Source organism: Klebsiella sp. HMSC16A12 (assembly GCF_001808265.1).
Lineage (GTDB): Bacteria > Pseudomonadota > Gammaproteobacteria > Enterobacterales > Enterobacteriaceae > Klebsiella > Klebsiella pneumoniae.
Genome location: NZ_KV792522.1, coordinates 61194 through 87616 on the forward strand (window position 1 = coordinate 61194; position 26423 = coordinate 87616).

Genomic DNA, 26423 nt, shown 5'->3' on the forward strand with positions numbered 1-26423 from the left:
TGATGAAGTGTTTTGCTTCCCGGCGCCGAGTTCGGCGCCGGTCAAAGGATCGCCCTGCGGGTCAGACTGCGTTCGCTTCAGCATCGCTTTGCACAGCGCTTCCTGCTCTGGCGTCAGGCCGACAGAAGCACTACCATCTCCGCCATCTACGGCCGGCTGTGGATCCTTGACATAATCGAAGTGTTTGTCACTGTTCCAGCTGCCGCGTACTTCTCCACCTTCAGACATATTGTAGTAGGTGTTAGCGTACTCGCTAATGGGCGGCAGTTTGCCCGGTGGATAGTTGTTGCGAATCGACTGCAGGGCCTTCTCAAAAGAGAGCTGATGCGCCGCTTCGCGGGTCATCAGGAAGGCCAGCGCGTCTTTCACGCCAGGATCGTCGGTCACGTTGATCAGGCGTTCATAGACGATCTTCGCCCTCGCCTCCGCCGCGACATTCGACCGCAGGTCGGCGGTGGGTTCGCCGATAGTATCAATGTAGGCCGCCGTCCACGGCACGCCCGCCGAGTTGGTCAGCGGGGTACCGCCGCCGTACAGCAGGGATGTAATATGGCTGTCATTGCCGTTGGCGGTGAGCGAACGATAGAGTTCCGCCTCGCTCTCGGTGCCCTCCGCCAGGGCTCCTTTGGCGCCTTTATTCAGCATGCCGACCAAAGTGCCAATGATCTCCAGATGGCTCAACTCCTCTGTCGCGATATCCATCAGCATATCTTTGCGGCCGGGATCGTCATCGCTTAATCCCTGGGTGAAATAACGACACGCGGCGGCCAGCTCGCCCTGAGGGCCGCCAAACTGTTCGAGCAGTAAATTCGCGAGCCCCGGATTCGGTTCAGCAACGCGTACGGTATACTGCAGTTGTTTCACATGACGAAACATAGGCCTGCCTCCTGGGTTATTTTTTCGCTTCTACGCCGTCAGCATCTGAACGCAGGAGAAACTGCTCCGTGGTCTGAGGAATATGTTTAATCAGCCAGTCGGCCATTTCCCGCTCTTCCGCCAGGATGGCTTCAATGGCTGGGATGGAGGCGGTATCGCCCGCTTTTTCAGCGGCCGCCAGCAGAGAGGTATAGCAGGCGATTTCAAACTGCTCGAAAACGTACCCGCTGATCGAGCCTTTGACGATTTCATCGGAAGGAAACATCCCGCCGATGGACTGGCCGAGAGCCGCCATTTTACTCATCGAATCTTTAATCACCGAGCGCGAAATCTCATTGCGGTCGAGGATCTCTTCCAGCACGGTAATTTGCCGTTTGGTCTCGTTAACATGCTGTTCGATTCTGGCACGGAGATCCGGATAATTATCGATACGGCCAGCCATTGATTCCAGCATGGACTCTGCCTGTTTTTCCATGGCATGCGCATCTCGTAGCCAGTCATGGTAATGTTCAACGTGATTCATCGTGATTTCCTCGTGTCAGGGAGAGTTTATTTTTCCGCTTTCTTATTAATATTACCTACCGCCAGATCGGTTAATTTCACATCGGTTTGTTTTTCTTCTTCCAGGGTTTCGGCAAGCAGTTTGGCTGCTTTTTTATAGCCCAACTGCTCTGCCAGGGTGACCAGAGTACCGTAACTGGCAATTTCGTAATGCTCGACCTTTTGCGCAGCGGCAATTAATGCAGCATCACGTACCTCATTTTTTTCCGTGCTCTCAACGACTTCATTAGCTTCTTCGATTAATCCTTCCATGGCCACGCATTTCATGCGTTTGATTTTCAGGTTGGATTCCTGTTCAATAATCTGGTCGATACGTTCGATCTGGCCCTGGGTTTCTTCAAGATGAGCATTGAACGCCGCGCTGAGTTTTTCACTGGACGCCGCTCTGGCTAGTTTAGCCAGCCCGCGGGTTAATTGTTTCTCTGCGCTGTAGGTATCTGAGAGCAGGTGAATAAATACATCTTCAATGCTTTTCATATTCATAGAAATACCTTCTGGAGTCAGAAAATAACTGCGAGTCTGTGACAGACTCGCAGGAGATACTTTCACTTCAGGGTGCAAGGAAAAGGATAATCAGGAATTATCGGACTTGCGGCCACCGCCGTGGCTATTCTGTCCGCCTTTTTTACCCGCTTCGGACGCACGCTGCGGATCATTTTTAAAGTTCCCGCCGCTGTGCTGACCACCTTTACGACCTGCTTCAGAAGCTTTTTCACGGTCTTCAGCAAAATTACCGGAACCACCACGATGCTCTGCCATATTTCACCTCATGTATATCGGTTATGTCAGTACGATACGAAAATATTCCGTATCACTCGTCGTTCGATATTTAAATCTAGCGGGTAATGCTGGTTAGTCAAATTATTATTCCGTTTTTTCGACACCTTTTAGCAGTAATTCGGAATAATTCTACAAGACACCTCAAAAATAACCAGACGGCACCTTGACGCTAACTCACTGTGTTCAGGGAAATAATGTATGCAGATCACCTCTGTGGCAAAGAATTATCTATACCGGAGGATTACTACCGTTGGGTTATATAACGAAGCGGCAGCATTGTCCTTTGCCAGACGGAAATTAAGAATTTTCCCTGATTTTACGGATAAAAAAAGCCGCTGGGGAAGCGGCTAGCAAACAAAATGGAGCGAATATCATGCCCGATTAATACTGGCACACATAAGGGCAATAGGCAAATAATCTCAACAAACCAGCTGCTAAATAAGCGAAGCGTGGAATATATTCAGCCCCTGGAATATCACGCAGTTCCATTATTAGTACTCTACGCTTTATTTTTTACGATGATTTATCGGTGACGATAGCAGCCGTTCACCAGGCCGAAGAACCGCATACTGTCAACCTTTCTCTCGAGGAGAATATTCTATGAAAGCACTTACTTATCACGGCCCGCATCATGTCAGCGTCGACACCATGCCTGACCCGGCTCTTGAGGCAGCGGACGATATTATTCTGCGCGTCACCGCGACAGCGATTTGCGGTTCCGATCTGCATCTGTACCGCGGAAAGATCCCCGGCACGCACCATGGTGATATTTTCGGCCATGAATTTATGGGGGAAGTGGTGGAAGCCGGTTCCGAGGTCACCGCGGTCCGCAAAGGCGACCGGGTGGTTATCCCGTTTGTCATCGCCTGCGGAGACTGCTTCTTTTGTCGCTTGCAGCAGTATGCCGCCTGCGAAAGCACCAATAGCGGCCAGGGAGCGACGCTCAATCGAAAAGGCATTTCGCCACCGGCGGCGCTGTTTGGCTATAGCGATTTGTACGGCGGGATCCCGGGCGGCCAGGCGGAATATGTACGGGTCCCCAAAGCCAATACCGGACCGTTTAAAGTGCCAGACACCTTACCCGATGAAAAGGTGCTGTTTCTGTCAGATATTCTGCCCACCGCCTGGCAGGCGGTTAAAAACGCCGAGGTCAAACCCGGCAGTAGCGTGGCTATTTTTGGCGCCGGCCCGGTAGGCCTGCTCTGCGCCTCCTGCGCCAGGCTCAATGGCGCAGAACAGATATTTATCATCGATCATAACGATTACCGACTCGATTTCGCGCAACAACGCTATGGCGCGATCCCGATAAACTTTGACCACCATGACGATCCTGCGCAGTGGATTATCGATAACACGCCGGGCCATCGCGGCGTCGACGCGGTGATCGACGCCGTGGGCTTCGAGGCGAAAGGTAGCCTTACGGAAACCGTCCTCAGCACCCTGAAAATCGAGGGGAGCAGCGGAAAAGCCCTGCGCCAGTGCATCGCCGCCGTGCGCCGCGGCGGCATCGTCAGCGTACCCGGGGTTTACGCCGGTTTCATCCACGGCTTTATGTTTGGCGATGCCTTTGATAAAGGACTGACCTTCAGGATGGGACAAACCCACGTCCACGCCTGGTTGCCGGATCTGCTGGCGCTTATTGAGCAAGGGCTGCTTACCCCGGAGGAGATTGTCACTCACCATATGCCGCTGGAGGAGGCCGCGCGCGGCTATCAGATCTTTGAGAAACGTGAAGAGGCGTGCCGCAAAGTGATCCTCGTACCGGGAATGCAGCCCGGGAAAGCGACCCTCTGAGAAGGCGATTACCGCGCAAGGAAATTCTCGGCGGACCGATCGCGGCATGATATAAACATAGCGTGCTTTGGCCCGCCGTCGCTGATATAGCCGTTCACCAGAGGAGAAGTTGATGCTCGAGTTACGTCCGAATTGCGAATGCTGTGATAAAGATCTGCCGCCAGACTCACCCGAGGCGTTTATCTGTTCGTTCGAGTGCACCTTTTGCCGGGACTGCATGACGACGCGACTGAACGGACATTGCCCGAACTGCGGCGGCGAACTGGTGCGGCGCCCTGTGCGTCCCGAAGAGGCGCTGCGGCGCCACCCCGCCTCCACCCTGCGCCGCCATGCACAGTAGGCGAGACGCAGGTCTCCCGGCTAAGGTTAAAATTCACGCCCGAGGAGAGCGCGGAGCCTGAAGGCGTGACCGGTGGCATACAACGTGCTCTTTCGATTATCGCCCGGCGGCGCTTCGCTAGTCCGGGCGAGCGTTTCCGGGTTCATATTCTGCATGTCAGTAAAACGGCTTTCCCGCCCGTACTGCCCGTCGGCGATCGCTTTCATCGATAGCCGCAGCCCTCAGGGTTTATCCCCCCACATCGCGATTTCACTAAAACTCAGCCAGCCCTGTGCACTCAGGCTGCCGTATCGCATGGCTGGCGGTCTTTTTTATTCACCATCGCAATAACGCTGGAAGCATTTCCGTTGCAATCGTTGATCTCCTGCCAGGCATATTTCGCTGCACACCGAAGCTTCCTGCTCTGGCCGTCAGTAGACTGCCGGGAAATTCACCATGGAGCAGACTTATGATTGCGGTACTTTTTGAGGCCGACGCCTTACCACAAGCACAGGAAAGATATCTTCAGCTGGCGGCCGGGCTGACGCCTTTGCTTTCAGACACGCCGGGGTTTATTGCCATTGAGCGCTTTCAGAGCCTGAGTACGCCCGGCAAAATCCTCTCGTTATCCTGGTGGGAAGATGAAGCATCGGTGGCCAACTGGCAGCAAAATGAGCGGCATCTGGCTGCCCAGCGCGAAGGCAAAGCATCGATTTTTTCATATTACAGAATACGCGTCGCCCGCGTGTTCCGGGATTACGCATCGGATCGGGGAGCACAGTCAGATGTATGACATTCACGTGATTCTCAGCAACTCGCCGGGCTCGCTTGGCGCAATGGGTATGGCGCTGGGTAACAACGGCGTGGGGCTCGAAGGCGGTGGCGTATTCACCACGCCTGATGCCGGACATGCGCATTTTCTGGTGGAAGACGGTGAGACAGCCCGCAGGGTGCTGACCGAGGCCGGCTTTACGGTCAGCAATGTATGCCGTCCTCTGATACGAAAGTTACCTCAGGAACGACCAGGGGAACTGGGAGACATCGCAGACACCCTGGCCCATAATGGTATTAATATTCTGGTACAGTACAGCGACCACCGTAACCGGCTCATTCTCCTTACCGATGATGACGCCCGGGCAGCGGAAGTGACCAAAAAATGGGCCATACTTTCTGAATGAATCTCCTGAAACCGCAGCAAGACAGTGAGCCAGAGGAGGCGCTGGAAACCGCTATGGCGATGGTGGCCTCCGCCCTCTCTGACTCGTCAAGGGTCAGTATTCTCTGCGCGCTGATGGACGGGCGCGCATGGACGGCAACCGAACTCAGTACGGTCGCCGAGGTGTCCGCCTCCACCACCAGCGGCCATCTTGCCCGGCTGCTCAGCAACGGACTGGTGGTGTGTCTCGCGCAGGGGCGCCACCGCTATTACCGCCTGGCGGGCTCGCATATTGCCGGGCTGCTGGAAAACCTGATGGGCGTCTCTATGCAAGCGCATAAGACGCTTCTCCCCAGCACGCCGGTTAATCTTCGCTACGCTCGGACCTGCTACGATCATCTGGCGGGCGAGCTGGCGGTCAATATTTATGAATTTATGCTGAGGGAAAAATGGCTGGCGGCAGATGGCCTGGCCCTGACGTCAGCCGGTAAAACCCAGCTTGAACGCCTTGGCGCAGTGTTTAACGCCCGCCCACGGCGTAAGCCTTGCTGCCCCTGTCTCGACTGGAGCGAAAGACGTTTTCATCTGGGCGGCGACGCCGGCTCGGCGCTAATGACGCTGTTCCTGCAAAAAGGATGGATAACGCGCGCACCGGGATATCGGGAAGTACAAGTGACGGATAGCGGCAGAGCGGCGCTGTCCCGGCTGTTTAATCTGAAAGTGCGCGGATAGCCTGAGTTTAGGCTACAGCACATTTTCGCCGAACGGCCCCGGTTTAAGCCGGTCGGGCCATCAGTATGACGCCTGGCGTGCAATCCGTTTTCATGCGAGCTCTTACGGCAAATGGATCTCTCCCTGTCATGAGGTATATAGCTTTGTTGAACGTTGCGCTGCGGGACATTCGCCATCGCCTAATGCTTCAAGCGTCCGGCAGAATAATTGCCTGAAGGCGAAAAAAAACGAGAGCCCATCGGCTCCCGCTTTTACTTAATCCACCAACGGGATTACATATTCGCGATAATCGCGTCGCCAAACTCGCTACATTTCAGCAGTTTAGCGCCTTCCATCAGACGTTCGAAGTCATAGGTCACGGTCTTGGCGGCGATAGCGCCTTCCATGCCTTTGACGATCAGGTCTGCGGCTTCGAACCACTGCATGTGGCGCAGCATCATCTCTGCGGACAGGATGATGGAGCCCGGGTTCACTTTGTCCTGGCCGGCATACTTCGGCGCAGTACCGTGAGTCGCTTCGAACAGCGCGCACTCGTCACCGATGTTGGCGCCCGGGGCGATACCGATACCGCCAACCTGCGCCGCCAGGGCGTCAGAGATATAGTCGCCGTTCAGGTTCATACAGGCGATAACGTCGTATTCCGCCGGACGCAGCAGGATCTGCTGCAGGAACGCATCGGCGATCACGTCTTTCACCACGATCTCTTTGCCGGTGTTCGGGTTCTTGATTTTCACCCACGGACCGCCGTCGATCAGCTCGCCGCCGAACTCTTCGCGAGCCAGCTGGTAGCCCCAGTCTTTGAACGCGCCTTCGGTGAACTTCATGATGTTGCCTTTGTGCACCAGAGTGACGGAATCACGATCGTTGGTGATCGCGTATTCAATCGCGGCGCGCACCAGGCGTTTGGTGCCTTCTTCAGAGCACGGCTTGATGCCGATGCCGCAATGTTCCGGGAAGCGAATTTTCTTCACACCCATCTCATCGCGCAGGAATTTGATCACTTTGTCTGCTTCCGCAGAGTCGGCTTTCCACTCGATACCCGCATAGATATCTTCTGAGTTTTCACGGAAGATAACCATGTCGGTCAGTTCCGGGTGCTTAACCGGGCTCGGGGTGCCCTGGTAGTAACGTACCGGACGCAGGCAGACGTAGAGGTCCAGCTCCTGGCGCAGCGCCACGTTCAGAGAACGGATGCCGCCGCCGACTGGGGTGGTCAGAGGACCTTTGATAGCAACGCGGTAGTCACGAATCAGATCGAGGGTTTCAGCTGGCAGCCAGACGTCCTGGCCATAGACGTGGGTTGATTTCTCACCGGTGTAAACTTCCATCCAGGAAATTTTACGCTCGCCCTTATAGGCTTTCTCAACGGCGGCATCAACCACTTTCAGCATCGCTGGGGTAACGTCAACGCCGATACCGTCACCTTCAATAAACGGGATAATCGGATTGTGAGGGACGTTCAGTTTGCCGTTTTGCAGGGTGATTTTTTGACCTTCCGCCGGAACTACTACTTTGCTTTCCATTAACCTCTCCTTCGAGCGCTTCTGGTTCTGCTCTTCCCTCTTCACGCGAGCCTGGTGTTGGCTGAGTCGGCCAGCTTCGGCGTACCGGGTCTTCCCGCTAACCGGAGCTATCGCGTCCGTGTCGCCTTCCTGCCTGTAGTGCGAATCGGTTTGAGCAATTTTTTGTTAATAATTTGTAATGAGCATGTCAATACTACCTGAATGTTTGCGTCCATGAAAGGCATTCGTAATTAGGCTATAATGCGGCAATTGATAAAGCCTGAAAATACCATGCAGAAAACTTCATTTAGAAAACATCGCGTTGAGCGATTCAGCACACAACAAGTCACCAGACAACGTAAAGAACGCCAGCCAAAAACTGTGATCTTGTTCAATAAACCCTATGATGTGTTGCCGCAATTTACCGATGAAGCCGGGCGCAGCACGCTGAAAGATTTTATTCCGGTGGCGGGCGTTTACGCCGCAGGTCGGCTAGATCGCGACAGCGAAGGCCTGCTGGTGCTGACCAACGACGGCGCGCTGCAGGCGAAGCTGACCCAGCCGGGTAAGCGCACCGGCAAGATCTACTATGTTCAGGTGGAAGGCGAACCCACGCCCAAGGCGCTGACCGCCTTGCGCGACGGCGTAACCCTTAACGACGGCCCCACCCTGCCTGCCGGCGTAGAACTTGTCGAGGAGCCCGTCTGGCTGTGGCCGCGCAACCCGCCGATTCGTGAGCGCAAATCGATTCCCACCCGCTGGTTGAAAATCACGCTCTACGAGGGACGCAACCGCCAGGTGCGCCGGATGACCGCCCACGTCGGCTTCCCCACCCTGCGGCTGATCCGCTACGCCATGGGCGGCTATACCCTCGACGGACTGGCCAACGGCGACTGGCGCAAAGCCGAATAACTGAAAAGGAAAAGCGATGTTTAAACCTCATGTCACCGTTGCCTGCGTGGTTCACGCCCAGGATAAATTTCTCATCGTCGAAGAAACCATTAACGGCAAAGCGCTGTGGAACCAGCCGGCCGGCCATCTCGAGGCCAATGAAACGCTGCTGCAGGCCGCCGAACGTGAACTGTGGGAAGAGACCGGCATTCGCGCCACGCCGCAGCACTTCATCCGCATGCATCAGTGGCTGGCTCCCGATAACACGCCGTTTCTGCGCTTCCTGTTCGCCATCGAACTTAGCGATCTGTGCGCCACTGAACCACACGACAGCGATATCGATCGCTGCCTGTGGCTCAGTGCTGAGGAAATTCTTAACGCGCCGAACCTGCGCTCGCCGCTGGTTGCCGAAAGCATTCGCTGCTACCTGCAGGACCCGCGGCAGCCGCTGTCGCTGATTGGCGCATTTAACTGGCCGTTCACAGGGGGTGAATGAACGGTGAGCGCGTGCTAGAATACGCCGCCTCGAAGTTCAATGTAGCGAGTATTTCCATGTCAGAAAGCCAGAAAAAAGTGATCGTCGGCATGTCCGGCGGCGTCGACTCCTCGGTCTCCGCGTACCTGCTGCTGCAGCAAGGGTATAAGGTGGAAGGCCTGTTCATGAAGAACTGGGAGGAAGACGACGGCGAGGAATACTGCACCGCCGCCGCCGACCTTGCCGATGCGCAAGCGGTCTGCGATAAGCTGGGCATTGAACTGCACACCGTTAACTTTGCCGCCGAATATTGGGATAACGTCTTTGAGCTCTTCCTGGAAGAGTACAAAGCCGGCCGCACGCCGAACCCGGATATTCTGTGCAATAAAGAGATCAAATTTAAAGCCTTCCTCGAGTTTGCTGCCGAAGACCTCGGCGCCGACTACATCGCCACCGGGCACTATGTGCGCCGCGCCGATGTCGACGGTAAAAGCCAGCTGCTGCGCGGCCTCGACGGCAACAAAGATCAGAGCTACTTCCTCTACACCCTTAGCCACGAGCAGATTGCCCAGAGCCTGTTCCCGGTGGGTGAGCTGGAAAAACCGCAGGTGCGTAAGATCGCCGAAGAGCTGGATCTGATCACCGCGAAGAAAAAAGATTCCACCGGCATCTGCTTTATCGGCGAGCGTAAATTCCGCGATTTCCTTGGCCGCTATCTGCCGGCGCAGCCGGGCAAAATCCTCACCGTCGACGGCGAGGAGATCGGTACCCATCAGGGGCTGATGTACCACACCCTGGGCCAGCGTAAAGGGCTGGGTATCGGCGGCACCAAAGAGGGTAGCGAAGATCCATGGTACGTGGTCGATAAAGACGTTGAGAATAATATTCTTATCGTCGCCCAGGGCCATGACCACCCGCGCCTGATGTCCGTCGGTCTGATTGCCCAACAGCTGCACTGGGTAAACCGTGAACCGCTGCAGGGCACCCTGCGCTGCACGGTGAAAACCCGCTATCGCCAGACCGATATCCCCTGCACCGTTACCGCGCTGGATGAAGACCGTATCGAAGTCCGCTTCGATGAGCCGGTCGCGGCGGTGACCCCGGGCCAGTCCGCAGTGTTCTATTTAGGGGAAGTGTGCCTCGGCGGCGGAATTATTGAACAACGACTGCCTCTGCAGTCCTGAACGCGCGTTATTTCCGCCGGGACGAACCGCCCTGGCGGCTGACAAGGAGTATGTGTGGCGAAGAATTACTATGACATCACCCTGGCGCTGGCTGGCGTTTGCCAGGCGGCGCGACTGGTTCAGCAACTGGCGCATCAGGGACATTGCGACAGCGATGCCCTGCATGTGTCGCTGAACAGCATAATCGACCTCGATCCTGAGTCGACGCTAGCGGTGTTCGGTGGCAGTGAAGCCAATCTTCGCCTCGGTCTTGAAACGCTGCTCGGGGTGCTCAATACCAGCAGCCGTCAGGGCCTCAATGCGGAACTCACCCGCTATACCCTGAGCCTGATGGTGCTGGAGCGCAAGCTCGCCGCCAGTAAAGGGGCGATGGACACGCTCGGCAACCGCATCGCCGGCCTGCACCGTCAGCTGGAACACTTTGACCTGCAGTCCGAAACGCTGCTCAGCGCCATGGCGGGCATCTATGTCGATGTGATAAGCCCGCTGGGGCCGCGTATTCAGGTGACCGGCTCCCCTGCCGTGCTGCAAAGCCCGCAGGTGCAGGCGAAAGTTCGCTCAGCGCTGCTGGCGGGTATTCGCGCCGCGGTGCTCTGGCATCAGGTGGGCGGCGGACGTCTGCAGCTTATGTTTTCCCGTAATCGTCTGGTTAACCAGGCAAAGCAAATTCTTGCTCATTTAACCCCGGAGTTGTGATCTATGGAATTATCCTCACTGACCGCCGTTTCCCCTGTAGACGGCCGCTACGGCGATAAAGTCAGCGCGCTGCGCGGTATCTTCAGCGAATTCGGTTTGCTGAAATTCCGCGTTCAGGTGGAAGTACGTTGGCTGCAAAAACTGGCCGCCCACGCAGCGATCAAGGAAGTTCCTGCTTTTGCTGCCGACGCAAACGGTTTCCTTGATAAAATCGTCGCCGATTTCAGCGTTGAAGACGCGGAGCGCATCAAAACCATCGAGCGCACCACTAACCACGACGTGAAAGCGGTAGAGTATTTCCTGAAAGAGAAAGTCGCTGACGTCGCCGAGCTGCACGCGGTATCAGAGTTTATTCACTTCGCCTGTACGTCTGAAGACATCAATAACCTCTCCCACGCGCTGATGCTGAAAACCGCCCGCGACGAAGTGGTTCTGCCTTACTGGCGCAAACTGATTGACGCGGTAAAAGATCTGGCGACCCAGTACCGCGATGTGCCGCTGCTCTCCCGTACCCACGGCCAGCCGGCAACGCCGTCCACCATGGGTAAAGAGATGGCGAACGTCGCCTACCGTATGGAGCGGCAGTATCGTCAGCTGAACCAGGTGGAAATCCTCGGTAAAATCAACGGCGCGGTGGGTAACTACAACGCCCACATCGCCGCCTACCCGGAAGTCGACTGGCATCAGTTCAGCGAAGAGTTCGTTACCTCGCTGGGTATTCAGTGGAACCCGTACACCACGCAGATCGAGCCGCATGACTATATCGCTGAGCTGTTTGACTGCATCGCGCGCTTCAACACCATTCTGATCGACTTCGATCGCGACGTGTGGGGCTATATCGCGCTCAACCACTTCAAACAGAAGACCATCGCCGGGGAAATCGGCTCCTCCACCATGCCGCACAAGGTGAACCCAATTGACTTCGAAAACTCCGAAGGCAATCTCGGCCTGGCCAATGCGGTCATGCAGCACCTGGCCAGCAAACTGCCGGTTTCCCGCTGGCAGCGCGACCTGACCGACTCCACCGTTCTGCGTAACCTCGGCGTGGGCATCGGCTATGCGCTGATCGCCTATCAGTCCACCCTCAAAGGGATCAGCAAGCTGGAGCTGAACCAGGATCGCCTGCTGGACGAACTGGATCACAACTGGGAAGTACTGGCTGAGCCGATCCAGACCGTGATGCGTCGTTACGGTATCGAAAAACCGTACGAGAAGCTGAAAGAGCTGACCCGCGGCAAACGCGTGGACGCGGAAGGGATGAAGCAGTTTATTGACAGCCTCGCCCTGCCGGAAGAGGAAAAAGTGCGTCTCAAAGCGATGACCCCGGCCAACTATATCGGTCGGGCAACCACCATGGTTGACGAGCTGAAGTAATCGCCCTGCCCCTCTTTCCGCCGGAAAGAGGGGCGTTTTATCGCCGGAAAGGGATCAGATCCAAACGTCGTTCACCGCCGTCCGCTCGCCGCCCTCGTGGCCGGTATTCAACACCCCGCGCGGCTCAATCAGCATCAGCTTCGCTTCCGTCTCCGCCGAGGTCTTATGTTCCACCCCGCGCGGCACGACGATCATCTCCCCGGCCTTCACCAGCACATGCCCGTCGCGGAAGTCCACGCGCAATACCCCCTCCACCACCATCAATGTCTCATCGGTTTCCGGGTGGCTGTGCCAGATAAAGTCGCCGGCGATGCGCACGACCTTGAACTGATAGTCGTTCATTTCAGCCACCACTTTGGGCTGCCATTGTTCGCTGAACAGGGAAAATTTATGAGCAAGATTAACGAGTTGATACATGGGCTGTCTCCTTGTGATAAAGGCAGTCAGCATAGTTCGCCTCGCCGCGGTCACGCTTGAACGATTGTGCAACCTGAACCGCGCTAGCCGCGGATCGCCCGCAGCCAGCGGCCCGGAGAGAGACCAAAGCGGCTGATAAACTGGCGCGTCATGTGGCTCTGGTCGGCAAAGCCCGCATCGGCGGCAATATCCACCAGACGCTCCCCGGCGCGCATCCGCTGGCGGCAAAAATCGAGCCGGCGCATCATGACGTAGCGCCACGGGCTGGTGCCGTACAGCGTTCTGAAATCCCGGCTCAGGCTCCAGCGGTCCCGGCCGCTGACCTGCGACAGGGTGTCGAGGGTCATATCCTGCATAAAACAGGCATGGATATACTCCCGGGCCCTCTCCGCCGCCTGATAATCAAACGCCTGGCGACGGGAACGTTGGCCGCCGACAACGGCCAGGGTCTGCGCCAGGTCGTACAGGGCGTCCTCTTCCTCCAGCGGCTCAAAGGTATCCGTGACCGCTTTCAACAGCGGCTGCGCGGCGCGACGTAGCCGTGGATCCGCCGACAAGCCGTCGGGGATAAACGGCAGTGGCCTGCCGCCGAGTATCTTCTGGATGAGCGCCGGTTCGATATAAACCATACGGTAGTGAAACCCCGCCTCGGTGCCCGCCTCGCCATCGTGTATTTCGTCCGGATGAAGCACCATCGTTCCGCCGGGCAGGCTGTGCTGGCGTCCGCCGCGATAGTGAAAGCTCTGCACGCCGGCGATCGTCTGGCCGATGGCGTAGGTGTCATGCCGGTGCGGTTCGTAGCCGTGGCCGCCGAAGAAGGCTTCGATGCGTTCCGTCCGGCTGGGCGATTGCGCCAGCCTGACCCAGTCCGCGCTCTGCTGCTGAAACATAATGGATAACCTGCGGCGTTCTTGAGGGGTGATTCCAGCACTATTACACAAAAAATTAACATCACCAACCCGCTCGCCGTTCGCATCCTGCCGCTGGGCGTTTATTGAAATTACGCATAGAATGAAGGAGTTCCATGCAGTATGCGCAAAGGGCGCCGCCGAATGCTGGCCAGCCCGGGGGCATCAGGGGCCCTTTTTATAAAAAGCTTTATTTAACAGCCGTTTATATTTTGCGTATATAATGAGCGTCAGACTACTATCGAAAATGCTAGGGAGAACAGCCATGCGCGTACTCGTGGTTGAGGATAATGCCCTGCTGCGTCACCACCTCAAAGTTCAGCTGCAGGAGCTGGGCCATCAGGTCGATGCGGCGGAAGATGCCAGGGAAGCGGACTACTATCTGGGCGAACATCTCCCGGATATCGCCATCGTCGATCTCGGCCTGCCGGATGAAGACGGTTTATCACTGATCCGCCGCTGGCGCAGCCACGACGTGTCGCTGCCGGTGCTGGTGCTGACCGCCCGCGAAGGATGGCAGGATAAAGTGGAAGTGCTGAGCGCCGGGGCGGATGATTACGTCACCAAGCCTTTCCATATTGAAGAGGTTGCCGCCCGCATGCAGGCGCTGCTGCGCCGTAACAGCGGCCTGGCCTCGCAGGTGATCTCCCTGCCGCCGTTCCAGGTCGACCTCTCCCGGCGCGAGCTGTCGGTGAATGACCAGCCGATCAAGCTGACCGCCTTTGAATACACCATTATGGAAACCCTGATCCGTAACCGCGGCAAAGTGGTCAGCAAAGATTCGCTGATGCTCCAGCTTTACCCGGATGCCGAACTGCGAGAAAGCCACACCATCGACGTGCTGATGGGTCGGCTGCGCAAGAAAATTCAGGCTGAATACCCACAGGACGTCATCACCACGGTGCGCGGCCAGGGCTATCTGTTCGAATTGCGCTGATGAAGGGACTGTTGCGGCATATCTTCCCGCTGTCATTACGGGTTCGCTTCCTGCTGGCGACCGCCGGGGTGGTGCTGGTGCTCTCCCTGGCCTACGGCATGGTGGCCCTGGTGGGCTATAGCGTTAGCTTCGATAAAACCACCTTTCGCCTGCTGCGCGGCGAGAGCAATCTCTTTTATATGCTGGCGAGATGGGAAAACGGCGCTATTGACGTCGATATCCCGGAAAACCTGAATATGGAAAGCCCGACGGTGACCCTTATCTACGATGAGCAGGGCAAACTGCTGTGGGCGCAGCGTGATGTTCCCTGGCTGGCGAAACGCATTCAACCGGAATGGCTGAAACGCAATGGCTTCCATGAGATTGAAGCCGATGTCGACAGCAGCAGTATGCTGTTGCGCAATAACCATGAGATTCAGGAACAGCTGGACGCTATCCGCGAACAGGGCGACGACTCTGAGATGACCCACTCGGTGGCGATCAACCTCTACCCGGCCACCAGCAAAATGCCTCAGCTCAGCATTGTGGTGGTCGACACCATTCCGGTGGAGCTCAAGCGCAGCTATATGGTGTGGAGCTGGTTTGTCTATGTGCTGGCCGCCAACCTGCTGCTGGTGATCCCCCTGCTGTGGGTCGCCGCCTGGTGGAGCCTGCGGCCCATTGAGTCGCTGGCCAAAGAGGTGCGCGAACTGGAGGAACATCACCGCGAAAAGCTCAATCCCAACACCACTCGCGAGCTGACCCGGCTGGTCAGCAACCTCAACCGCCTGGTTCGCAGCGAGCGCGAACGCTATGACAAATACCGCACTACCCTCACCGATCTCACTCACAGTCTGAAAACGCCGCTGGCGGTGATGCAGAGTACACTGCGCTCGCTGCGCGGCGAGAAGATCAGCGTCGACGAGGCGGAGCCGGTGATGCTGGAGCAGATAAGCCGCATCTCGCAGCAGATTGGTTATTACCTGCATCGCGCCAGCATGCGCAGCGGCGGCACCCTCTTGAGCCGGGAATTACACCCGATCGCCCCCCTGCTTGACAGCCTGACTTCCGCTCTCAACAAGGTCTATCAGCGCAAAGGGGTCAATATCTCGCTCGACATCTCGCCGGAGATCACTTTTGTCGGCGAGCAGAACGATTTTATGGAAGTGATGGGTAACGTTCTTGATAACGCCTGTAAGTATTGCCTGGAGTTCGTGGAAGTTTCCGTGCGCCAGACCACCGACAGCCATCTGCACATCCTGGTGGAAGACGATGGGCCGGGGATCCCGCAGAGCCAGCGCCGGGCCGTTTTCGACCGCGGCCAGCGGGCTGATACCCTGCGTCCCGGCCAGGGGGTAGGGCTCTCCGTTGCGCGTGAAATTGTCGAACAATATGATGGAGAGATCATCGCCGGGGAAAGCCTGCTCGGCGGCGCCTGCATGGAGGTGGTGTTTGGCCGCCAGCAGATGGAAGATAAACAGAGTTAATCGTTGAGATTTTTCACGGCGCCTGCATCGCCAGGGCGCCGCATCCGTTATAATCCCTGTCAGACACCTGCAGTGGAATATCAATATGGATTATCAATTAACGCTTAACTGGCCCGACTTTATCGAACGCTACTGGCAAAAACGGCCGGTGGTATTGAAGCGCGGCTTCGCCAATTTCATCGACCCCCTAAGCCCGGACGAACTGGCAGGACTGGCCATGGAGAGCGAGGTCGATAGCCGCCTTGTCAGCCATCAGGATGGAAAATGGCAGGTCAGTCACGGTCCTTTCGAAAGCTACGATCACCTGAGCGAAAACAACTGGTCCCTGCTGGTGCAGGCGGTTAACCACTGGCATGAACCGTCCGCAGCGCTGATGCATCCGTTCCGTGCTCTGCCGGACTGGCGTATCGACGACCTGATGATCTCCTTCTCGGTGCCGGGAGGCGGCGTCGGCCCGCATCTGGATCAGTATGATGTGTTTATCATTCAGGGCACCGGCCGTCGGCGCTGGCGCGTTGGGGAAAAGGTGCCGATGAAACAGCACTGCCCGCATCCGGACCTGCTGCAGGTTGACCCCTTCGAGGCGATCATCGATGAAGAGATGGAGCCTGGCGATATTCTCTATATTCCGCCGGGATTCCCGCATGAGGGTTATTCGCTGGAAAACTCGCTTAACTATTCGGTCGGCTATCGCGCGCCGAATGCCCGCGAGCTGTTTAGCGGCTTTGCCGACTATGTCCTCCAGCGCGAACTGGGCAGCCAGCGCTACGCCGATCCGGACGTGCCGTCCCGCGACCATCCGGCGGATATTTTACCGACCGAACTCGACCGCCTGCGCGAGATGATGCTGGGTCTAATTAACCAACCGGAGCACTTTAAGCAGTGGTTCGGCGAGTTTATCACCCAGTCGCGTCATGAGCTCGACGTCGCGCCGCCGGAGCCGCCCTATCAGCCAGATGAGATTTACGATGCCCTGCAGCAGGGCGATACCCTGGAACGCCTGGGCGGCCTGCGGGTGCTGCGCATTGACGGCGAGGTATTCGTTAACGGCGAGAAGATCAACTCCCCGCACCGTCCGGCGCTGGACGCCTTAGCCACCCATCTGACGCTGCGCGCCGACCATTTTGGCGATGCGCTGGAAGATCCTTCTTTCCTCGCCATGCTGGCAGCGCTGGTCAACAGCGGCTATTGGTTCTTTGGCGACTGAGCCATCATCCTGCCCGGCGGCGCTGCGCTTGCCGGGCCTGGGGTTTCCGCGCTCACCGGCTGGACCGTAGGCCGGATAAGGCGAAGCCGCCATCCGGCATCTTGTCCGACACGCGGCCTTACCGGGCCGCCTGAGAAGATTAATGCCCTTTGCGTGCCGCCGTCAGCTCGGCGATACGCACGATCACCTGCACCGCTTTCTCCATTCCTTCCAGGGTGACAAACTCATGTTTGCCGTGATAGTTGTAGCCACCGGTAAACAGGTTTGGGCATGGCAGTCCCATAAATGAGAGCTGCGCGCCGTCGGTGCCGCCGCGGATCGGCTTCATCTGCGGTTCAATATCGCAGTCCACCATCGCCTGGCGGGCAATATCGACCACGTGCGGATGGGCGATCACCTGCTCATGCATGTTGTAATAACTGTCCTCGATCACCAGCTCAATATAACAGTCCGGGTGCAGTCCCTTGCCGACCTTTTTGGCGATCTCCATCATCTTGCGCTTGCGCGCCTCGAAGTGCTTACGGTCAAAATCGCGGATGATGTAATGCATCTCGGCCCGATCGACGCTGCCTTTCATGCTGGTGAGGTGATAAAAACCTTCATAGCCTTCAGTGGTCTCCGGCGCTTCATCGGCCGGTACTTCGGCATGAATGCGCGCGGCCAGCGACAGCGCGTTGACCATCACCCCTTTCGCGGTGCCGGGGTGCACGTTATTACCGACAATTTTTATCGTCACCGAGGCGGCGTTGAAGTTTTCAAACTCCAGTTCGCCGACCCCGCCGCCGTCGACGGTATAGGCCCAGCGGGCGTCAAAGGCCTCGACGTCGAAATGCTTCGCCCCTTTACCCACCTCTTCATCAGGGGTGAAGGCCACGCGGATATCGCCATGAGGAATATTTTTCGCCTGCAGGGTCGCCAGCGCGGTCATAATTTCGGCAATGCCGGCTTTGTCGTCCGCCCCGAGCAGCGTTTTCCCGTCGGTGGTGATCAGCGTCTGTCCCAAAAGCTGATGCAGAACCGGGAACATCACCGGGGAGAGCACCTCATCGCCGATACCCAGCGCGATATCGCCGCCGCGATAGTTTTCAACAATCTGCGGATTAACGTTTTTACCACTGAAATCCGGGGAGGTGTCGACGTGGGAGATAAAACCGATGGCCGGGATATCGCCCTCAACGTTAGCGGGCAAAGTTCCCATTACCGTCCCTTTTTCACTCAGCGTTACCTTGACCAGTCCCATTTCTTCCAGCTGCGCCTGCAACAGGCGTAACAGCTTCCACTGCCCTTCCGTGCTGGGGACCTGACGAACGCCAGGCTTTGACTGCGTGTCCAAAGAAACGTACTGCAAAAAACGCTCAAGCAATTTATCCATGTAGCCACCCTCTTCTTTTGTGACAACATTATTCATAAGCCAGAAAAGACAAATATTGCGTCAGGTCATTTTTAGCCCGTAAAGCGAAATTTAATAACGGAACCGACGTTATGGTGTAAAGGTAGACTATGCGGGCGTATCAAGGATTGGCGATTACCCTCGTTTGCCGTAGAATGCTGGCCCTTATTAAAAACGTGCAACCCCAAAGGTGGTTAATCACAAACCCCGCAGCGGCCGGAAATTTGCCGTTGCGTCTACATGGGACAGAGTCAAAAATTGAATATACAACCGCGTTCGCGTTCGCCGCTGGTGCATCTGGCGGGAATTCGCAAGAGCTTTGATGGTAAAACGGTCATCGACAACCTTAACCTGACCATCAACAATGGTGAGTTTCTCACTCTGCTTGGCCCCTCTGGCTGCGGTAAAACCACCGTTCTGCGCCTTATTGCCGGCCTGGAAAACGTCGACAGCGGACGGATCCATCTCGAAGATCACGATATCACTCATGTTCCGGCGGAAAACCGCCACGTCAATACCGTATTCCAAAGCTACGCCCTGTTTCCGCATATGACGGTGTTCGAGAACGTCGCCTTTGGCCTGCGGATGCAGAAAACACCGGCGGCGGAAATCACCCCACGGGTGATGGATGCCTTAAAGATGGTGCAGTTGGAGGCGTTTGCCCGGCGCAAACCGCACCAGCTCTCCGGCGGCCAGCAGCAGCGCGTGGCCATCGCCCGCGCGGTGGTCAACAAACCGCGTCTGCTGCTGCTCGATGAGTCTCTTTCGGCACTGGATTACAAGCTGCGCAAGCAGATGCAGAACGAACTGAAAGCGCTGCAGCGTAAGCTCGGGATCACCTTCGTCTTCGTCACCCACGATCAGGAAGAGGCTCTGACCATGTCCGATCGCATCGTGGTGATGCGTGATGGCAAAATCGAACAGGACGGCACCCCGCGAGAGATCTACGAAGAGCCGAAGAACCTGTTTGTCGCCAGCTTTATCGGCGAGATCAATATCTTTGACGCCACGGTAATTGAACGTCTCGACGAACAGCGCGTGCGCGCCAGCGTTGAAGGACGAGAATGCAACATCACCGTCAATTTTGCCGTGGAGGCCGGCCAGCGTCTGCATGTCCTGCTGCGCCCGGAAGATCTGCGCGTCGACGAGATCCACCATAACAGCGACGCCGATGGCCTGATCGGCTATGTCCGCGAGCGCAACTATAAAGGCATGACTCTGGAGTCGGTGGTGGAACTGGAGAACGGCAAAATGGTGATGGTCAGCGAGTTCTTTAACGAAGACGACCCGGATTTCGACCACTCTCTTGACCAGAAAATGTCTATCAATTGGGTGGAAAGCTGGGAGGTGGTGCTGGCCGATGAAGAACACCAGTAAATTCCAGAATGTGGTGATCGCCACTATCGTCGGTTGGCTGGTGCTGTTTGTCTTCCTGCCCAACCTGATGATCATCGCCACCAGCTTTTTGACCCGCGACGATGCCAACTTCGTCAAACTGGTCTTCACGCTGGATAACTATTCGCGGCTACTGGATCCGCTCTATTATGACGTTCTGCTGCATTCGCTAAACATGGCGCTGCTGGCGACCCTCGCCTGCCTGGCGCTTGGCTATCCGTTTGCGTGGTTCCTCGCCCGGCTGCCGCAGAAGGTACGGCCCCTGCTGCTGTTCCTGCTGATCGTCCCTTTTTGGACCAACTCGTTGATCCGCATCTACGGGCTGAAGATTTTCCTCAGCACTAAAGGTTACCTGAACGAGTTTCTGCTGTGGCTGGGGGTGATCGACACCCCGATACGCATTATGTTCACCCCCTCGGCGGTGATCATCGGCCTGGTGTACATCCTGCTGCCGTTTATGGTGATGCCGCTCTACTCCAGCATTGAGAAACTGGATCGCCCGCTGCTGGAAGCGGCGAAAGATCTCGGCGCCAGCAAGCTGCAGACCTTTATCCGCATTATCATCCCGCTGACCATGCCGGGGATCATCGCCGGCTGTCTGCTGGTGATGCTGCCGGCGATGGGGTTGTTCTACGTTTCCGACCTGATGGGCGGCGCCAAGAACCTGCTGATCGGCAACGTGATCAAAAGCCAGTTCCTCAATATCCGCGACTGGCCGTTCGGCGCGGCAACCAGCATTACCTTAACCCTGGTGATGGGCCTGATGCTGTTGATTTACTGGCGCGCGGCGCGCCTGCTGAATAAAAAGGTGGAGCTGGAATGATCGGTCGACTGCTGCGCGGCGGCTTTATGACCGCCATCTACGCGTATCTCTACATCCCTATTATTATTCTGATCGTTAACTCGTTTAACCGGTCGCGCTTCGGCATCAACTGGCAGGGGTTCACCACCGACTGGTATAGCCTGCTGATGAACAACGATAGCCTGCTGCAGGCCGCCCAGCACTCGCTGACCATGGCGGTGCTGTCGGCGACCTTCGCCACCCTTATCGGCTCGCTGACCGCCGTGGCGCTGTACCGTTACCGCTTTCGCGGCAAACCGTTTGTCAGCGGCATGCTGTTTGTGGTGATGATGTCGCCAGATATTGTGATGGCCATCTCTCTGCTGGTGCTGTTTATGCTGATCGGCGTCCAGCTTGGTTTCTGGTCGCTGCTGTTTTCGCATATCACCTTCTGCCTGCCGTTTGTGGTGGTCACCGTTTACTCCCGCCTGAAAGGCTTTGACGTGCGGATGCTGGAGGCGGCGAAAGATCTGGGCGCCAGCGAGATGACCATCCTGCGCAAAATTATCCTGCCGCTGGCCCTGCCGGCGGTAGCCGCTGGGTGGTTGCTGAGCTTCACCCTGTCGATGGATGACGTGGTAGTCTCCTCGTTCGTGACCGGTCCGGGGTATGAAATCCTGCCACTGAAGATCTATTCGATGGTCAAGGTTGGCGTTTCGCCAGAGGTGAACGCCCTGGCCACGATTTTGTTGGTTCTGTCGCTGGTGATGGTCATCGCCAGTCAGTTAATTGCACGTGATAAAACTCAGGGGACGTTAAAATGAAAAAATGGTCACGCCACCTGCTCGCGGCGAGCGCTCTGGCAATCGGCATGGGCGCTGCGCACGCGGACGATAGCAAAACGCTCTATTTCTATAACTGGACCGAGTATGTGCCGCCGGGCCTGCTGGAGCAGTTCACCAAAGAGACCGGCATCAAGGTTATCTATTCGACCTACGAGTCGAACGAAACCATGTACGCCAAGCTCAAAACCTATAAAGACGGCGCGTACGACCTGGTCGTCCCGTCGACCTACTTTGTCGACAAGATGCGCAAAGAAGGTATGCTGCAGAAGATCGATAAGAGCAAGCTGACTAACTTCAGCAACCTCGATCCGCAGATGCTGAATAAACCGTTCGATCCGAATAACGACTACTCCATCCCCTATATCTGGGGGGCGACGGCCATCGGCGTCAACAGCGAGGCGATTGACCCGAAAACTATCACCAGCTGGGCCGACCTGTGGAAGCCGGAATACAAAAGCAGCCTGCTGCTGACCGACGACGCGCGCGAAGTGTTCCAGATGGCGCTGCGTAAGCTGGGCTATTCCGGCAACACCACCGACCCGAAAGAGATTGAAGCCGCCTATAACGAGCTGAAAAAGCTGATGCCCAACGTCGCAGCGTTTAACTCTGATAACCCGGCGAACCCGTATATGGAAGGCGAAGTGAACCTCGGGATGGTATGGAACGGCTCGGCTTACGTCGCCCGCCAGGCCGGTACCCCGCTGGAAGTGATCTGGCCGAAAGAGGGCGGCATCTTCTGGATGGACAGCCTGTCGATCCCGGCGAACGCCAAAAACGTCGACGGCGCGCTGAAGCTGATTAACTTCCTGCTGCGCCCGGATGTCGCCAAACAGGTCGCTGAAACCATCGGTTATCCGACGCCGAACCTTGCGGCGCGCAAGATGCTCAGCCCGGCAGTGGCCAACGATAAATCGCTCTATCCGGACGCCGCAACCATTGAGAAAGGCGAATGGCAGAATGACGTCGGCAGCGCCAGCGCCATTTATGAAGAGTATTACCAGAAGCTGAAAGCGGGCCGTTAATCCCGCAGGGCGGAACCGCGGTTCCGCCCTTTTTTTTGCTCTCACCTTAGCCCCGCAGCGCGCGCCAGAGGAGCGCCGGCAATTTGCGCCAGCGCGGCCGATGGTAAAAATCCACCAGCCGCTGCGCCACCGCTTCCTGCCCCCGGTGGGTGATGAACCAGGGCGGCAGGGGCATCAGCGTCAGTTCGCCATGCCAAAGACTACGCGGAAACGGCCGAAACGGCGCCTCAATCACCGTGCGCTCCGTTTTCTCCAGCATAAAGCTGTTATGCACCTTGCCCCGCCCGCTCTGAATATCGTCGAGCGTGTGGCCGGGAAACGCCCCCCACGGGCAAGGGGCTAACAGGAAGGCCACCCCGCTCCAGCAGTTGATCGCCACCGTGCCGTAGCGCAGCTCGGCAATCAGCGCATTAAAACGCTTACGTCCAATCGCTTTGCGGGTGCGCGGGTGGATCACAATATTGGCCCCCAGCGTGCCCTGCAGCCGCTGATTCGCATAGCCGATCGCCTGGCGCAGAAAGCTTTCCGCACTATCGGCCTCAAGACGGGTGACCGACAGCCCCGGGCCAAAGACCTCCTGCTGGCAGAACCCGGGATCATCGTCGGTATTCGCCACAATCAACGGTAGCGCGTCACCGCGGGCTATCTCCAGCGGCTGACGGGCGCGCAGGCGAAAGTCGGTCAGCCGGTTTTCAGCGCCGGGGTAGTAGTCCGGGCGGGTATTCGCGGCGATCAGTCGGTACAGCTGATTCAGCAAGGCCGTCGCAGGCTCCCAGCCTTGCTGCAGGATCAGCACCTGGCTGGCCACGCAGTTAAACCCGCCGTTGTTCATCTTCTGCGTCGCCAGCTGCTGCGCCTGAAAAGCGATGTCCGCCTCGCTCCACGGCCCGGGTACGATAATGGTGGGGCTGACGCCGCCCAGCTCCGAGGTCACCCGACGCGGGTTCAGCGGCGTCCCGGCGGCCCGACGCTGGCGAGCCGTCTCACCCTCGCCCCAGACGATGACGTCATGGGTGTCGCGGGAGCCGGTGATATGGATCTCATCGACAGCGGGATGGGTGGTCAGCCACGCTCCCGCCCGGGCGTCGCCGGTGACGATGCGGAGCGCATCCATGGCAATCACCGGCGCCAGGGCCTGGGCCAGCAGATCGTGCAGATAATCATTCACCGGGTTGAGCTTCAGCAGGCAGACCTGATTCTCAATAAACAGCTTGTGTAGCACATCCAGTGGCGCAATCGAGGCCACATTGCCGGCGCCAAGCACCAGCGCCAGCTTGCCTTGCCGCGCGGCAGGCGGGATGTCGTATGCCCGCGCCGCATAGCGGTCGAGATGGGCCCGGGTGACGCCTGGCTGCATCCATATCTCAGCGCGAACACCAGACAGAAGCAGCCGATCCCAGAGCGTGCCGGGCACCACCCGCAGCGCCAGGCGGCCGTCCGCCAGCGTCCGCAGCGGGATCCGCCGCAGAAAGGTCTTCTCCTCCAGTTGCTCCAGGGTGGCGATAAGCCCGTTGCAGCCGACCATTAGCGCGCAGGGGCCCGCCAGCCACTCTTCCCCCGCCAGCGGATCGCCCGCCGGCAGCCCTTTGGCCGCCGCTGCCGCGGCCACCCACGCCGGGGCAATGCCGGCCAGGGCATCCTTGATCTGGCGCAGGAGCGCCAGACGACGGTTCACTGAGGTTTCCGCCCAGCGCTGGCGCGCCGCCGACAAGGCGTGCAGGGCCGCATCATACTGAGAACAGGTCGTCAGACCGGGTCGCGCATGGCTCATTTTCCCTCACTCATTAAAATCTCTCCGTAGGCCTGGCGCAGCTGATTTTTGAGCACCTTACCCGTGGCGCTGACCGGCAGCGCATCGACAAATATCACCCGGTCCGGGATCTGCCATTTAGGCACCCGCTTCTCAAACCAGCTCAGCAGATCGGTCTCCTCCACTTCGCCCCCTTCCGCACGGACGCACAGCAGCACCGGCCGCTCGTCCCAGCGCGGATGGCGGGCGGCGATGGCCGCCGCGCTGCGCACCCCCGGATGCGCGATGGCGATATTCTCCAGCTCAACGGTGGAGATCCACTCGCCACCGGACTTGATAATATCCTTTGCCCGATCGCTGATCACCAGATAACCATTGGCGTCGAGCGTACCGATATCACCGGTATCAAACCAGCCTGCCGCGGTCAGGGCGCTCGCGTCCTGACCATAGTATTGCTCTACCACCCAGTGCCCTCTGACCTGCAGATACCCCTGGCTTTGACCATCCCGGGGCAACGGTTCGCCATCCACGTCCACCACCTGCAGTTCGATGCCGAAAATGGGCCGCCCCTGACCGGCGCGCTGCTTTTGCTGCTCCTGTGCCGGGAGCGCGTCATGTTTGCTCAACGGTGTGTTGATGGTGCCGATGGGCGATGTTTCGGTCATTCCCCAGGCGTGGGTCAGCGCAATGCCGTAATCACGCTGAAAGGCCTCGGCCATCGACGGCGGCAGCGCGGAGCCGCCGACCAGCGCACGTTTAAATTCAGGCAGCCGGACCTCTGTCCGGCGCATCGCCGCCAGCAAGCCGGCCCAGATCACCGGTACGCCAAACCCCACCGTCACCTTCTCGGCGGCCAGCAGCTGCAGCAGGCTGTCGCCATCGAGGTGCGGCCCCGGCAGCACCAGCCGCGCGCCGACCATGGCGGCGATAAACGGCGTCCCCCACGCGTTGACATGGAACATCGGCACCACCGGCAACAGGCTGTCCTTCGCCGATATGCCGGCGGCGTCCGGCTGGTTGCCGCTCAGGGCGTGCAGGACCAGCGAACGATGGGTGTTCAATACCCCTTTCGGCCGGCCGGTGGTTCCCGAGGTGTAACAGAGCGAAGCCGGAGTCAGTTCATTGAGCTGCGGCCAGCGATAGTCTGCCATCCCCTGCTGCAACAGATCGTCATAAAACAGCAATGAGGGCAGCTGGCTGAGCGCCGCTTCGCTGCGGGACTCCATCAGCACGACGTGTTTCACCGTCGGCAGCTGCGGCAGCAGCTGCGCTACCAGCGGCAAAAAGGTCTGGTCAAAAAACAGCACTTCATCGGCAGCGTCGTTGAGGATATACCGCAGATGGTCAACCGACAGCCGCGGATTGACGGTGTGCGTCACCCAGCCGCCGGAGGCGACGGCAAAATAGATCTCCAGATGGCGGCGGTTGTTCCATGCCAGCGTGGCGCAGCGGGCGGCCGGCGGCAGCCCCAGCGACGCCAGCGCCGATGCCAGCCGCTGAGCACGGCTGGCCACCTCCCCCCAGCAGCTGCGCTCCTTCTCACCGCCAGTACTCACCGAGACAATCTCGGTCTCGCTGTGATACTGCGCCGCATGGCCGAGCAGCGCGGCAGTGGTGAGATCCTGATAAATCATCGGTGACGGCATGGCGGGGTCTCCTTTACAGACGTCCGGCGGAATCGAGGGGCGCGGCGCGATCGTGCGGGCGCCTATTGAATCTGGTCTACATTTGCCGGTCTGCACAAAAAAACGTACAGAAATCAGCGGTCACGCACAAAATAGAGTGGGAAATGGTTCAGAAAGGAAAAGACAAACTCATGACCGGAAGATCATTACTCAGAGAGCGTATCGCCCGATTTCGGGCCGGGCGATAGCGGTGGGGATTTACAGCAGCGCTTTCGCTTTAGCAACCACGTTATCGACGGTGAAGCCGTACTCCTCGAACAGCTGCTCAGCCGGCGCAGAC

General features: G+C 57.8%; 30 protein-coding genes. 18 read left to right on the forward strand and 12 right to left on the reverse strand.

Annotated elements, in window-relative coordinates:
- The 4 genes from HMPREF3140_RS01260 to HMPREF3140_RS01275 form a co-directional block, all read right to left on the reverse strand.
- Positions 1–876: manganese catalase family protein (locus HMPREF3140_RS01260; protein ID WP_070552817.1), on the reverse strand; the 876-nt coding region annotated here is incomplete at its 3' end.
- A 16-nt stretch (positions 877–892) separates the two neighbouring features.
- Positions 893–1399, reverse strand: coding sequence for a ferritin-like domain-containing protein (locus tag HMPREF3140_RS01265; RefSeq protein WP_004140514.1), 507 nt, complete (start codon positions 1397–1399; stop codon positions 893–895).
- A 26-nt stretch (positions 1400–1425) separates the two neighbouring features.
- Positions 1426–1920: a YciE/YciF ferroxidase family protein gene (locus HMPREF3140_RS01270; RefSeq protein WP_004148027.1), complete on the reverse strand. Its 495-nt coding sequence runs from the start codon at positions 1918–1920 to the stop codon at positions 1426–1428.
- A 90-nt stretch (positions 1921–2010) separates the two neighbouring features.
- Positions 2011–2196, reverse strand: coding sequence for a con-10 family general stress protein (locus tag HMPREF3140_RS01275; RefSeq protein ID WP_004150795.1), 186 nt, complete (start codon positions 2194–2196; stop codon positions 2011–2013).
- A 621-nt stretch (positions 2197–2817) separates the two neighbouring features.
- On the opposite strand from HMPREF3140_RS01275, the gene HMPREF3140_RS01285 reads away from it, so the two are divergent.
- Positions 2818–4011 (forward strand): zinc-dependent alcohol dehydrogenase, encoded by a 1194-nt coding sequence (locus HMPREF3140_RS01285; protein ID WP_004140529.1) that lies wholly within the window; start codon positions 2818–2820, stop codon positions 4009–4011.
- Positions 4012–4123: 112 nt separating this feature from the next.
- Positions 4124–4351, forward strand: coding sequence for a DUF1272 domain-containing protein (locus tag HMPREF3140_RS01290; protein WP_004140530.1), 228 nt, complete (start codon positions 4124–4126; stop codon positions 4349–4351).
- A 26-nt stretch (positions 4352–4377) separates the two neighbouring features.
- Here HMPREF3140_RS01290 and HMPREF3140_RS01295 read toward each other — a convergent pair whose 3' ends face one another.
- Positions 4378–4557, reverse strand: a complete 180-nt coding sequence (locus HMPREF3140_RS01295; protein WP_070552818.1) for a hypothetical protein — start codon at positions 4555–4557, stop codon at positions 4378–4380.
- Between HMPREF3140_RS01295 and HMPREF3140_RS28535 the strand changes: the two genes are divergently transcribed.
- The 4 genes from HMPREF3140_RS28535 to HMPREF3140_RS01315 all read left to right on the forward strand — a co-directional run bounded on the left by HMPREF3140_RS28535 (position 4505) and on the right by HMPREF3140_RS01315 (position 6218).
- Positions 4505–4681 (forward strand): hypothetical protein, encoded by a 177-nt coding sequence (locus tag HMPREF3140_RS28535; RefSeq protein ID WP_032410215.1) that lies wholly within the window; start codon positions 4505–4507, stop codon positions 4679–4681. The two genes, HMPREF3140_RS01295 and HMPREF3140_RS28535, sit on opposite strands and share 53 nt — an antisense overlap.
- Before the next feature lie 118 nt (positions 4682–4799).
- Positions 4800–5123, forward strand: a complete 324-nt coding sequence (locus HMPREF3140_RS01305) for an antibiotic biosynthesis monooxygenase family protein (RefSeq protein WP_004150797.1) — start codon at positions 4800–4802, stop codon at positions 5121–5123.
- A complete protein-coding gene (locus HMPREF3140_RS01310) occupies positions 5116–5508 on the forward strand; it encodes an amino acid-binding protein (protein WP_004150798.1) in 393 nt (130 codons plus the stop codon). The genes HMPREF3140_RS01305 and HMPREF3140_RS01310 overlap by 8 nt, the downstream gene beginning before the upstream one ends.
- Positions 5505–6218, forward strand: a complete 714-nt coding sequence (locus tag HMPREF3140_RS01315) for an ArsR/SmtB family transcription factor (protein ID WP_004150799.1) — start codon at positions 5505–5507, stop codon at positions 6216–6218. Before HMPREF3140_RS01310 ends, HMPREF3140_RS01315 begins: the two co-directional genes overlap by 4 nt.
- 272 nt (positions 6219–6490) lie before the next feature.
- Here the strand turns inward: HMPREF3140_RS01315 and icd are convergent, their stop codons facing one another.
- Positions 6491–7741 carry an NADP-dependent isocitrate dehydrogenase gene (gene icd, locus HMPREF3140_RS01320; RefSeq protein WP_004150800.1) on the reverse strand — a complete coding sequence of 417 codons (1251 nt, stop codon included), beginning with the start codon at positions 7739–7741 and terminating at the stop codon, positions 6491–6493.
- A gap of 240 nt (positions 7742–7981) precedes the next feature.
- On the opposite strand from icd, the gene rluE reads away from it, so the two are divergent.
- From rluE to purB, 5 genes are read left to right on the forward strand one after another with little or no spacing between them, the layout of a single operon-like run.
- Complete coding sequence (rluE, locus tag HMPREF3140_RS01325; RefSeq protein ID WP_032411259.1) at positions 7982–8632, forward strand: 23S rRNA pseudouridine(2457) synthase RluE; 651 nt, start codon at positions 7982–7984, stop codon at positions 8630–8632.
- Between the two features lie 16 nt (positions 8633–8648).
- Positions 8649–9107, forward strand: coding sequence for an NUDIX hydrolase (locus HMPREF3140_RS01330; RefSeq protein ID WP_004150802.1), 459 nt, complete (start codon positions 8649–8651; stop codon positions 9105–9107).
- Positions 9108–9163: 56 nt separating this feature from the next.
- On the forward strand, positions 9164–10270 hold the full coding sequence (gene mnmA / locus HMPREF3140_RS01335; RefSeq protein WP_004150803.1) for a tRNA 2-thiouridine(34) synthase MnmA: 1107 nt from the start codon (positions 9164–9166) through the stop codon (positions 10268–10270).
- Positions 10271–10324: 54 nt separating this feature from the next.
- Positions 10325–10966: a high frequency lysogenization protein HflD gene (gene hflD / locus HMPREF3140_RS01340; protein ID WP_004140557.1), complete on the forward strand. Its 642-nt coding sequence runs from the start codon at positions 10325–10327 to the stop codon at positions 10964–10966.
- A gap of 3 nt (positions 10967–10969) precedes the next feature.
- Positions 10970–12340: an adenylosuccinate lyase gene (gene purB / locus HMPREF3140_RS01345; RefSeq protein WP_004176557.1), complete on the forward strand. Its 1371-nt coding sequence runs from the start codon at positions 10970–10972 to the stop codon at positions 12338–12340.
- Positions 12341–12394: 54 nt separating this feature from the next.
- Here purB and HMPREF3140_RS01350 read toward each other — a convergent pair whose 3' ends face one another.
- Both HMPREF3140_RS01350 and HMPREF3140_RS01355 read right to left on the reverse strand, forming a co-directional pair.
- Entirely contained in the window at positions 12395–12757 is a 363-nt protein-coding gene (locus HMPREF3140_RS01350; RefSeq protein ID WP_015958193.1) for a cupin domain-containing protein, read from the reverse strand.
- 83 nt (positions 12758–12840) lie between these two features.
- Positions 12841–13647, reverse strand: coding sequence for an AraC family transcriptional regulator (locus HMPREF3140_RS01355; protein ID WP_004213083.1), 807 nt, complete (start codon positions 13645–13647; stop codon positions 12841–12843).
- A gap of 283 nt (positions 13648–13930) precedes the next feature.
- Here HMPREF3140_RS01355 and phoP point away from each other — a divergent pair, with 283 nt between their 5' ends.
- The 3 genes from phoP (at position 13931) to HMPREF3140_RS01370 (ending at position 17275) form a co-directional block, all read left to right on the forward strand.
- On the forward strand, positions 13931–14602 hold the full coding sequence (phoP, locus tag HMPREF3140_RS01360) for a two-component system response regulator PhoP (RefSeq protein WP_004150807.1): 672 nt from the start codon (positions 13931–13933) through the stop codon (positions 14600–14602).
- Positions 14602–16068: a two-component system sensor histidine kinase PhoQ gene (gene phoQ / locus HMPREF3140_RS01365; protein ID WP_004147969.1), complete on the forward strand. Its 1467-nt coding sequence runs from the start codon at positions 14602–14604 to the stop codon at positions 16066–16068. The genes phoP and phoQ overlap by 1 nt, the downstream gene beginning before the upstream one ends.
- Before the next feature lie 85 nt (positions 16069–16153).
- Positions 16154–17275 carry a ribosomal protein uL16 3-hydroxylase gene (locus tag HMPREF3140_RS01370; protein ID WP_004176560.1) on the forward strand — a complete coding sequence of 374 codons (1122 nt, stop codon included), beginning with the start codon at positions 16154–16156 and terminating at the stop codon, positions 17273–17275.
- Positions 17276–17414: 139 nt separating this feature from the next.
- On the opposite strand, the gene pepT is transcribed toward HMPREF3140_RS01370, so the two are convergent.
- Positions 17415–18647, reverse strand: coding sequence for a peptidase T (gene pepT, locus HMPREF3140_RS01375; RefSeq protein ID WP_004150810.1), 1233 nt, complete (start codon positions 18645–18647; stop codon positions 17415–17417).
- A gap of 258 nt (positions 18648–18905) precedes the next feature.
- On the opposite strand from pepT, the gene potA reads away from it, so the two are divergent.
- Genes potA through potD form a run of 4 tightly spaced genes read left to right on the forward strand, consistent with a single transcriptional unit; the run spans position 18906 to position 22708 of the window.
- Positions 18906–20042, forward strand: a complete 1137-nt coding sequence (gene potA, locus HMPREF3140_RS01380; protein ID WP_023279543.1) for a spermidine/putrescine ABC transporter ATP-binding protein PotA — start codon at positions 18906–18908, stop codon at positions 20040–20042.
- Positions 20026–20883: a spermidine/putrescine ABC transporter permease PotB gene (potB, locus tag HMPREF3140_RS01385; RefSeq protein WP_004150812.1), complete on the forward strand. Its 858-nt coding sequence runs from the start codon at positions 20026–20028 to the stop codon at positions 20881–20883. The genes potA and potB overlap by 17 nt, the downstream gene beginning before the upstream one ends.
- Positions 20880–21665 (forward strand): spermidine/putrescine ABC transporter permease PotC, encoded by a 786-nt coding sequence (gene potC / locus HMPREF3140_RS01390; RefSeq protein WP_004150813.1) that lies wholly within the window; start codon positions 20880–20882, stop codon positions 21663–21665. Before potB ends, potC begins: the two co-directional genes overlap by 4 nt.
- Positions 21662–22708, forward strand: coding sequence for a spermidine/putrescine ABC transporter substrate-binding protein PotD (gene potD / locus HMPREF3140_RS01395; protein WP_004140590.1), 1047 nt, complete (start codon positions 21662–21664; stop codon positions 22706–22708). The genes potC and potD overlap by 4 nt, the downstream gene beginning before the upstream one ends.
- A 46-nt stretch (positions 22709–22754) precedes the next feature.
- Here potD and HMPREF3140_RS01400 read toward each other — a convergent pair whose 3' ends face one another.
- The 3 genes from HMPREF3140_RS01400 to HMPREF3140_RS29590 form a co-directional block, all read right to left on the reverse strand.
- Positions 22755–24479, reverse strand: coding sequence for an aldehyde dehydrogenase family protein (locus HMPREF3140_RS01400; protein WP_025368272.1), 1725 nt, complete (start codon positions 24477–24479; stop codon positions 22755–22757).
- Positions 24476–26104 carry a long-chain fatty acid--CoA ligase gene (locus HMPREF3140_RS01405; RefSeq protein WP_070552819.1) on the reverse strand — a complete coding sequence of 543 codons (1629 nt, stop codon included), beginning with the start codon at positions 26102–26104 and terminating at the stop codon, positions 24476–24478. Before HMPREF3140_RS01405 ends, HMPREF3140_RS01400 begins: the two co-directional genes overlap by 4 nt.
- Positions 26105–26341: 237 nt before the next feature.
- Positions 26342–26423: hypothetical protein (locus HMPREF3140_RS29590; RefSeq protein WP_416376811.1), on the reverse strand; the 82-nt coding region annotated here is incomplete at its 5' end.

Bases quoted from the DNA above. Each gene is read 5' to 3' on its own strand.
- phoQ (WP_004147969.1), top strand. From the start codon at position 14,602: ATGAAGGGACTGTTGCGGCATATCTTCCCGCTGTCATTACGGGTTCGC.
- HMPREF3140_RS01350 (WP_015958193.1), bottom strand. From the start codon at position 12,757: ATGTATCAACTCGTTAATCTTGCTCATAAATTTTCCCTGTTCAGCGAA.
- HMPREF3140_RS01295 (WP_070552818.1), bottom strand. From the start codon at position 4,557: ATGAAAGCGATCGCCGACGGGCAGTACGGGCGGGAAAGCCGTTTTACT.
- HMPREF3140_RS01315 (WP_004150799.1), top strand. From the start codon at position 5,505: ATGAATCTCCTGAAACCGCAGCAAGACAGTGAGCCAGAGGAGGCGCTG.
- potD (WP_004140590.1), top strand. From the start codon at position 21,662: ATGAAAAAATGGTCACGCCACCTGCTCGCGGCGAGCGCTCTGGCAATC.
- icd (WP_004150800.1), bottom strand. From the start codon at position 7,741: ATGGAAAGCAAAGTAGTAGTTCCGGCGGAAGGTCAAAAAATCACCCTG.
- HMPREF3140_RS01270 (WP_004148027.1), bottom strand. From the start codon at position 1,920: ATGAATATGAAAAGCATTGAAGATGTATTTATTCACCTGCTCTCAGAT.
- rluE (WP_032411259.1), top strand. From the start codon at position 7,982: ATGCGGCAATTGATAAAGCCTGAAAATACCATGCAGAAAACTTCATTT.
- HMPREF3140_RS01405 (WP_070552819.1), bottom strand. From the start codon at position 26,104: ATGCCGTCACCGATGATTTATCAGGATCTCACCACTGCCGCGCTGCTC.
- HMPREF3140_RS28535 (WP_032410215.1), top strand. From the start codon at position 4,505: ATGTCAGTAAAACGGCTTTCCCGCCCGTACTGCCCGTCGGCGATCGCT.
- potA (WP_023279543.1), top strand. From the start codon at position 18,906: ATGGGACAGAGTCAAAAATTGAATATACAACCGCGTTCGCGTTCGCCG.
- mnmA (WP_004150803.1), top strand. From the start codon at position 9,164: ATGTCAGAAAGCCAGAAAAAAGTGATCGTCGGCATGTCCGGCGGCGTC.
- HMPREF3140_RS01330 (WP_004150802.1), top strand. From the start codon at position 8,649: ATGTTTAAACCTCATGTCACCGTTGCCTGCGTGGTTCACGCCCAGGAT.
- HMPREF3140_RS01285 (WP_004140529.1), top strand. From the start codon at position 2,818: ATGAAAGCACTTACTTATCACGGCCCGCATCATGTCAGCGTCGACACC.
- HMPREF3140_RS01310 (WP_004150798.1), top strand. From the start codon at position 5,116: ATGTATGACATTCACGTGATTCTCAGCAACTCGCCGGGCTCGCTTGGC.
- HMPREF3140_RS01400 (WP_025368272.1), bottom strand. From the start codon at position 24,479: ATGAGCCATGCGCGACCCGGTCTGACGACCTGTTCTCAGTATGATGCG.
- phoP (WP_004150807.1), top strand. From the start codon at position 13,931: ATGCGCGTACTCGTGGTTGAGGATAATGCCCTGCTGCGTCACCACCTC.
- HMPREF3140_RS01355 (WP_004213083.1), bottom strand. From the start codon at position 13,647: ATGTTTCAGCAGCAGAGCGCGGACTGGGTCAGGCTGGCGCAATCGCCC.
- HMPREF3140_RS01305 (WP_004150797.1), top strand. From the start codon at position 4,800: ATGATTGCGGTACTTTTTGAGGCCGACGCCTTACCACAAGCACAGGAA.
- purB (WP_004176557.1), top strand. From the start codon at position 10,970: ATGGAATTATCCTCACTGACCGCCGTTTCCCCTGTAGACGGCCGCTAC.
- potB (WP_004150812.1), top strand. From the start codon at position 20,026: ATGAAGAACACCAGTAAATTCCAGAATGTGGTGATCGCCACTATCGTC.
- HMPREF3140_RS01290 (WP_004140530.1), top strand. From the start codon at position 4,124: ATGCTCGAGTTACGTCCGAATTGCGAATGCTGTGATAAAGATCTGCCG.
- HMPREF3140_RS01275 (WP_004150795.1), bottom strand. From the start codon at position 2,196: ATGGCAGAGCATCGTGGTGGTTCCGGTAATTTTGCTGAAGACCGTGAA.
- HMPREF3140_RS01370 (WP_004176560.1), top strand. From the start codon at position 16,154: ATGGATTATCAATTAACGCTTAACTGGCCCGACTTTATCGAACGCTAC.
- pepT (WP_004150810.1), bottom strand. From the start codon at position 18,647: ATGGATAAATTGCTTGAGCGTTTTTTGCAGTACGTTTCTTTGGACACG.
- potC (WP_004150813.1), top strand. From the start codon at position 20,880: ATGATCGGTCGACTGCTGCGCGGCGGCTTTATGACCGCCATCTACGCG.
- HMPREF3140_RS01265 (WP_004140514.1), bottom strand. From the start codon at position 1,399: ATGAATCACGTTGAACATTACCATGACTGGCTACGAGATGCGCATGCC.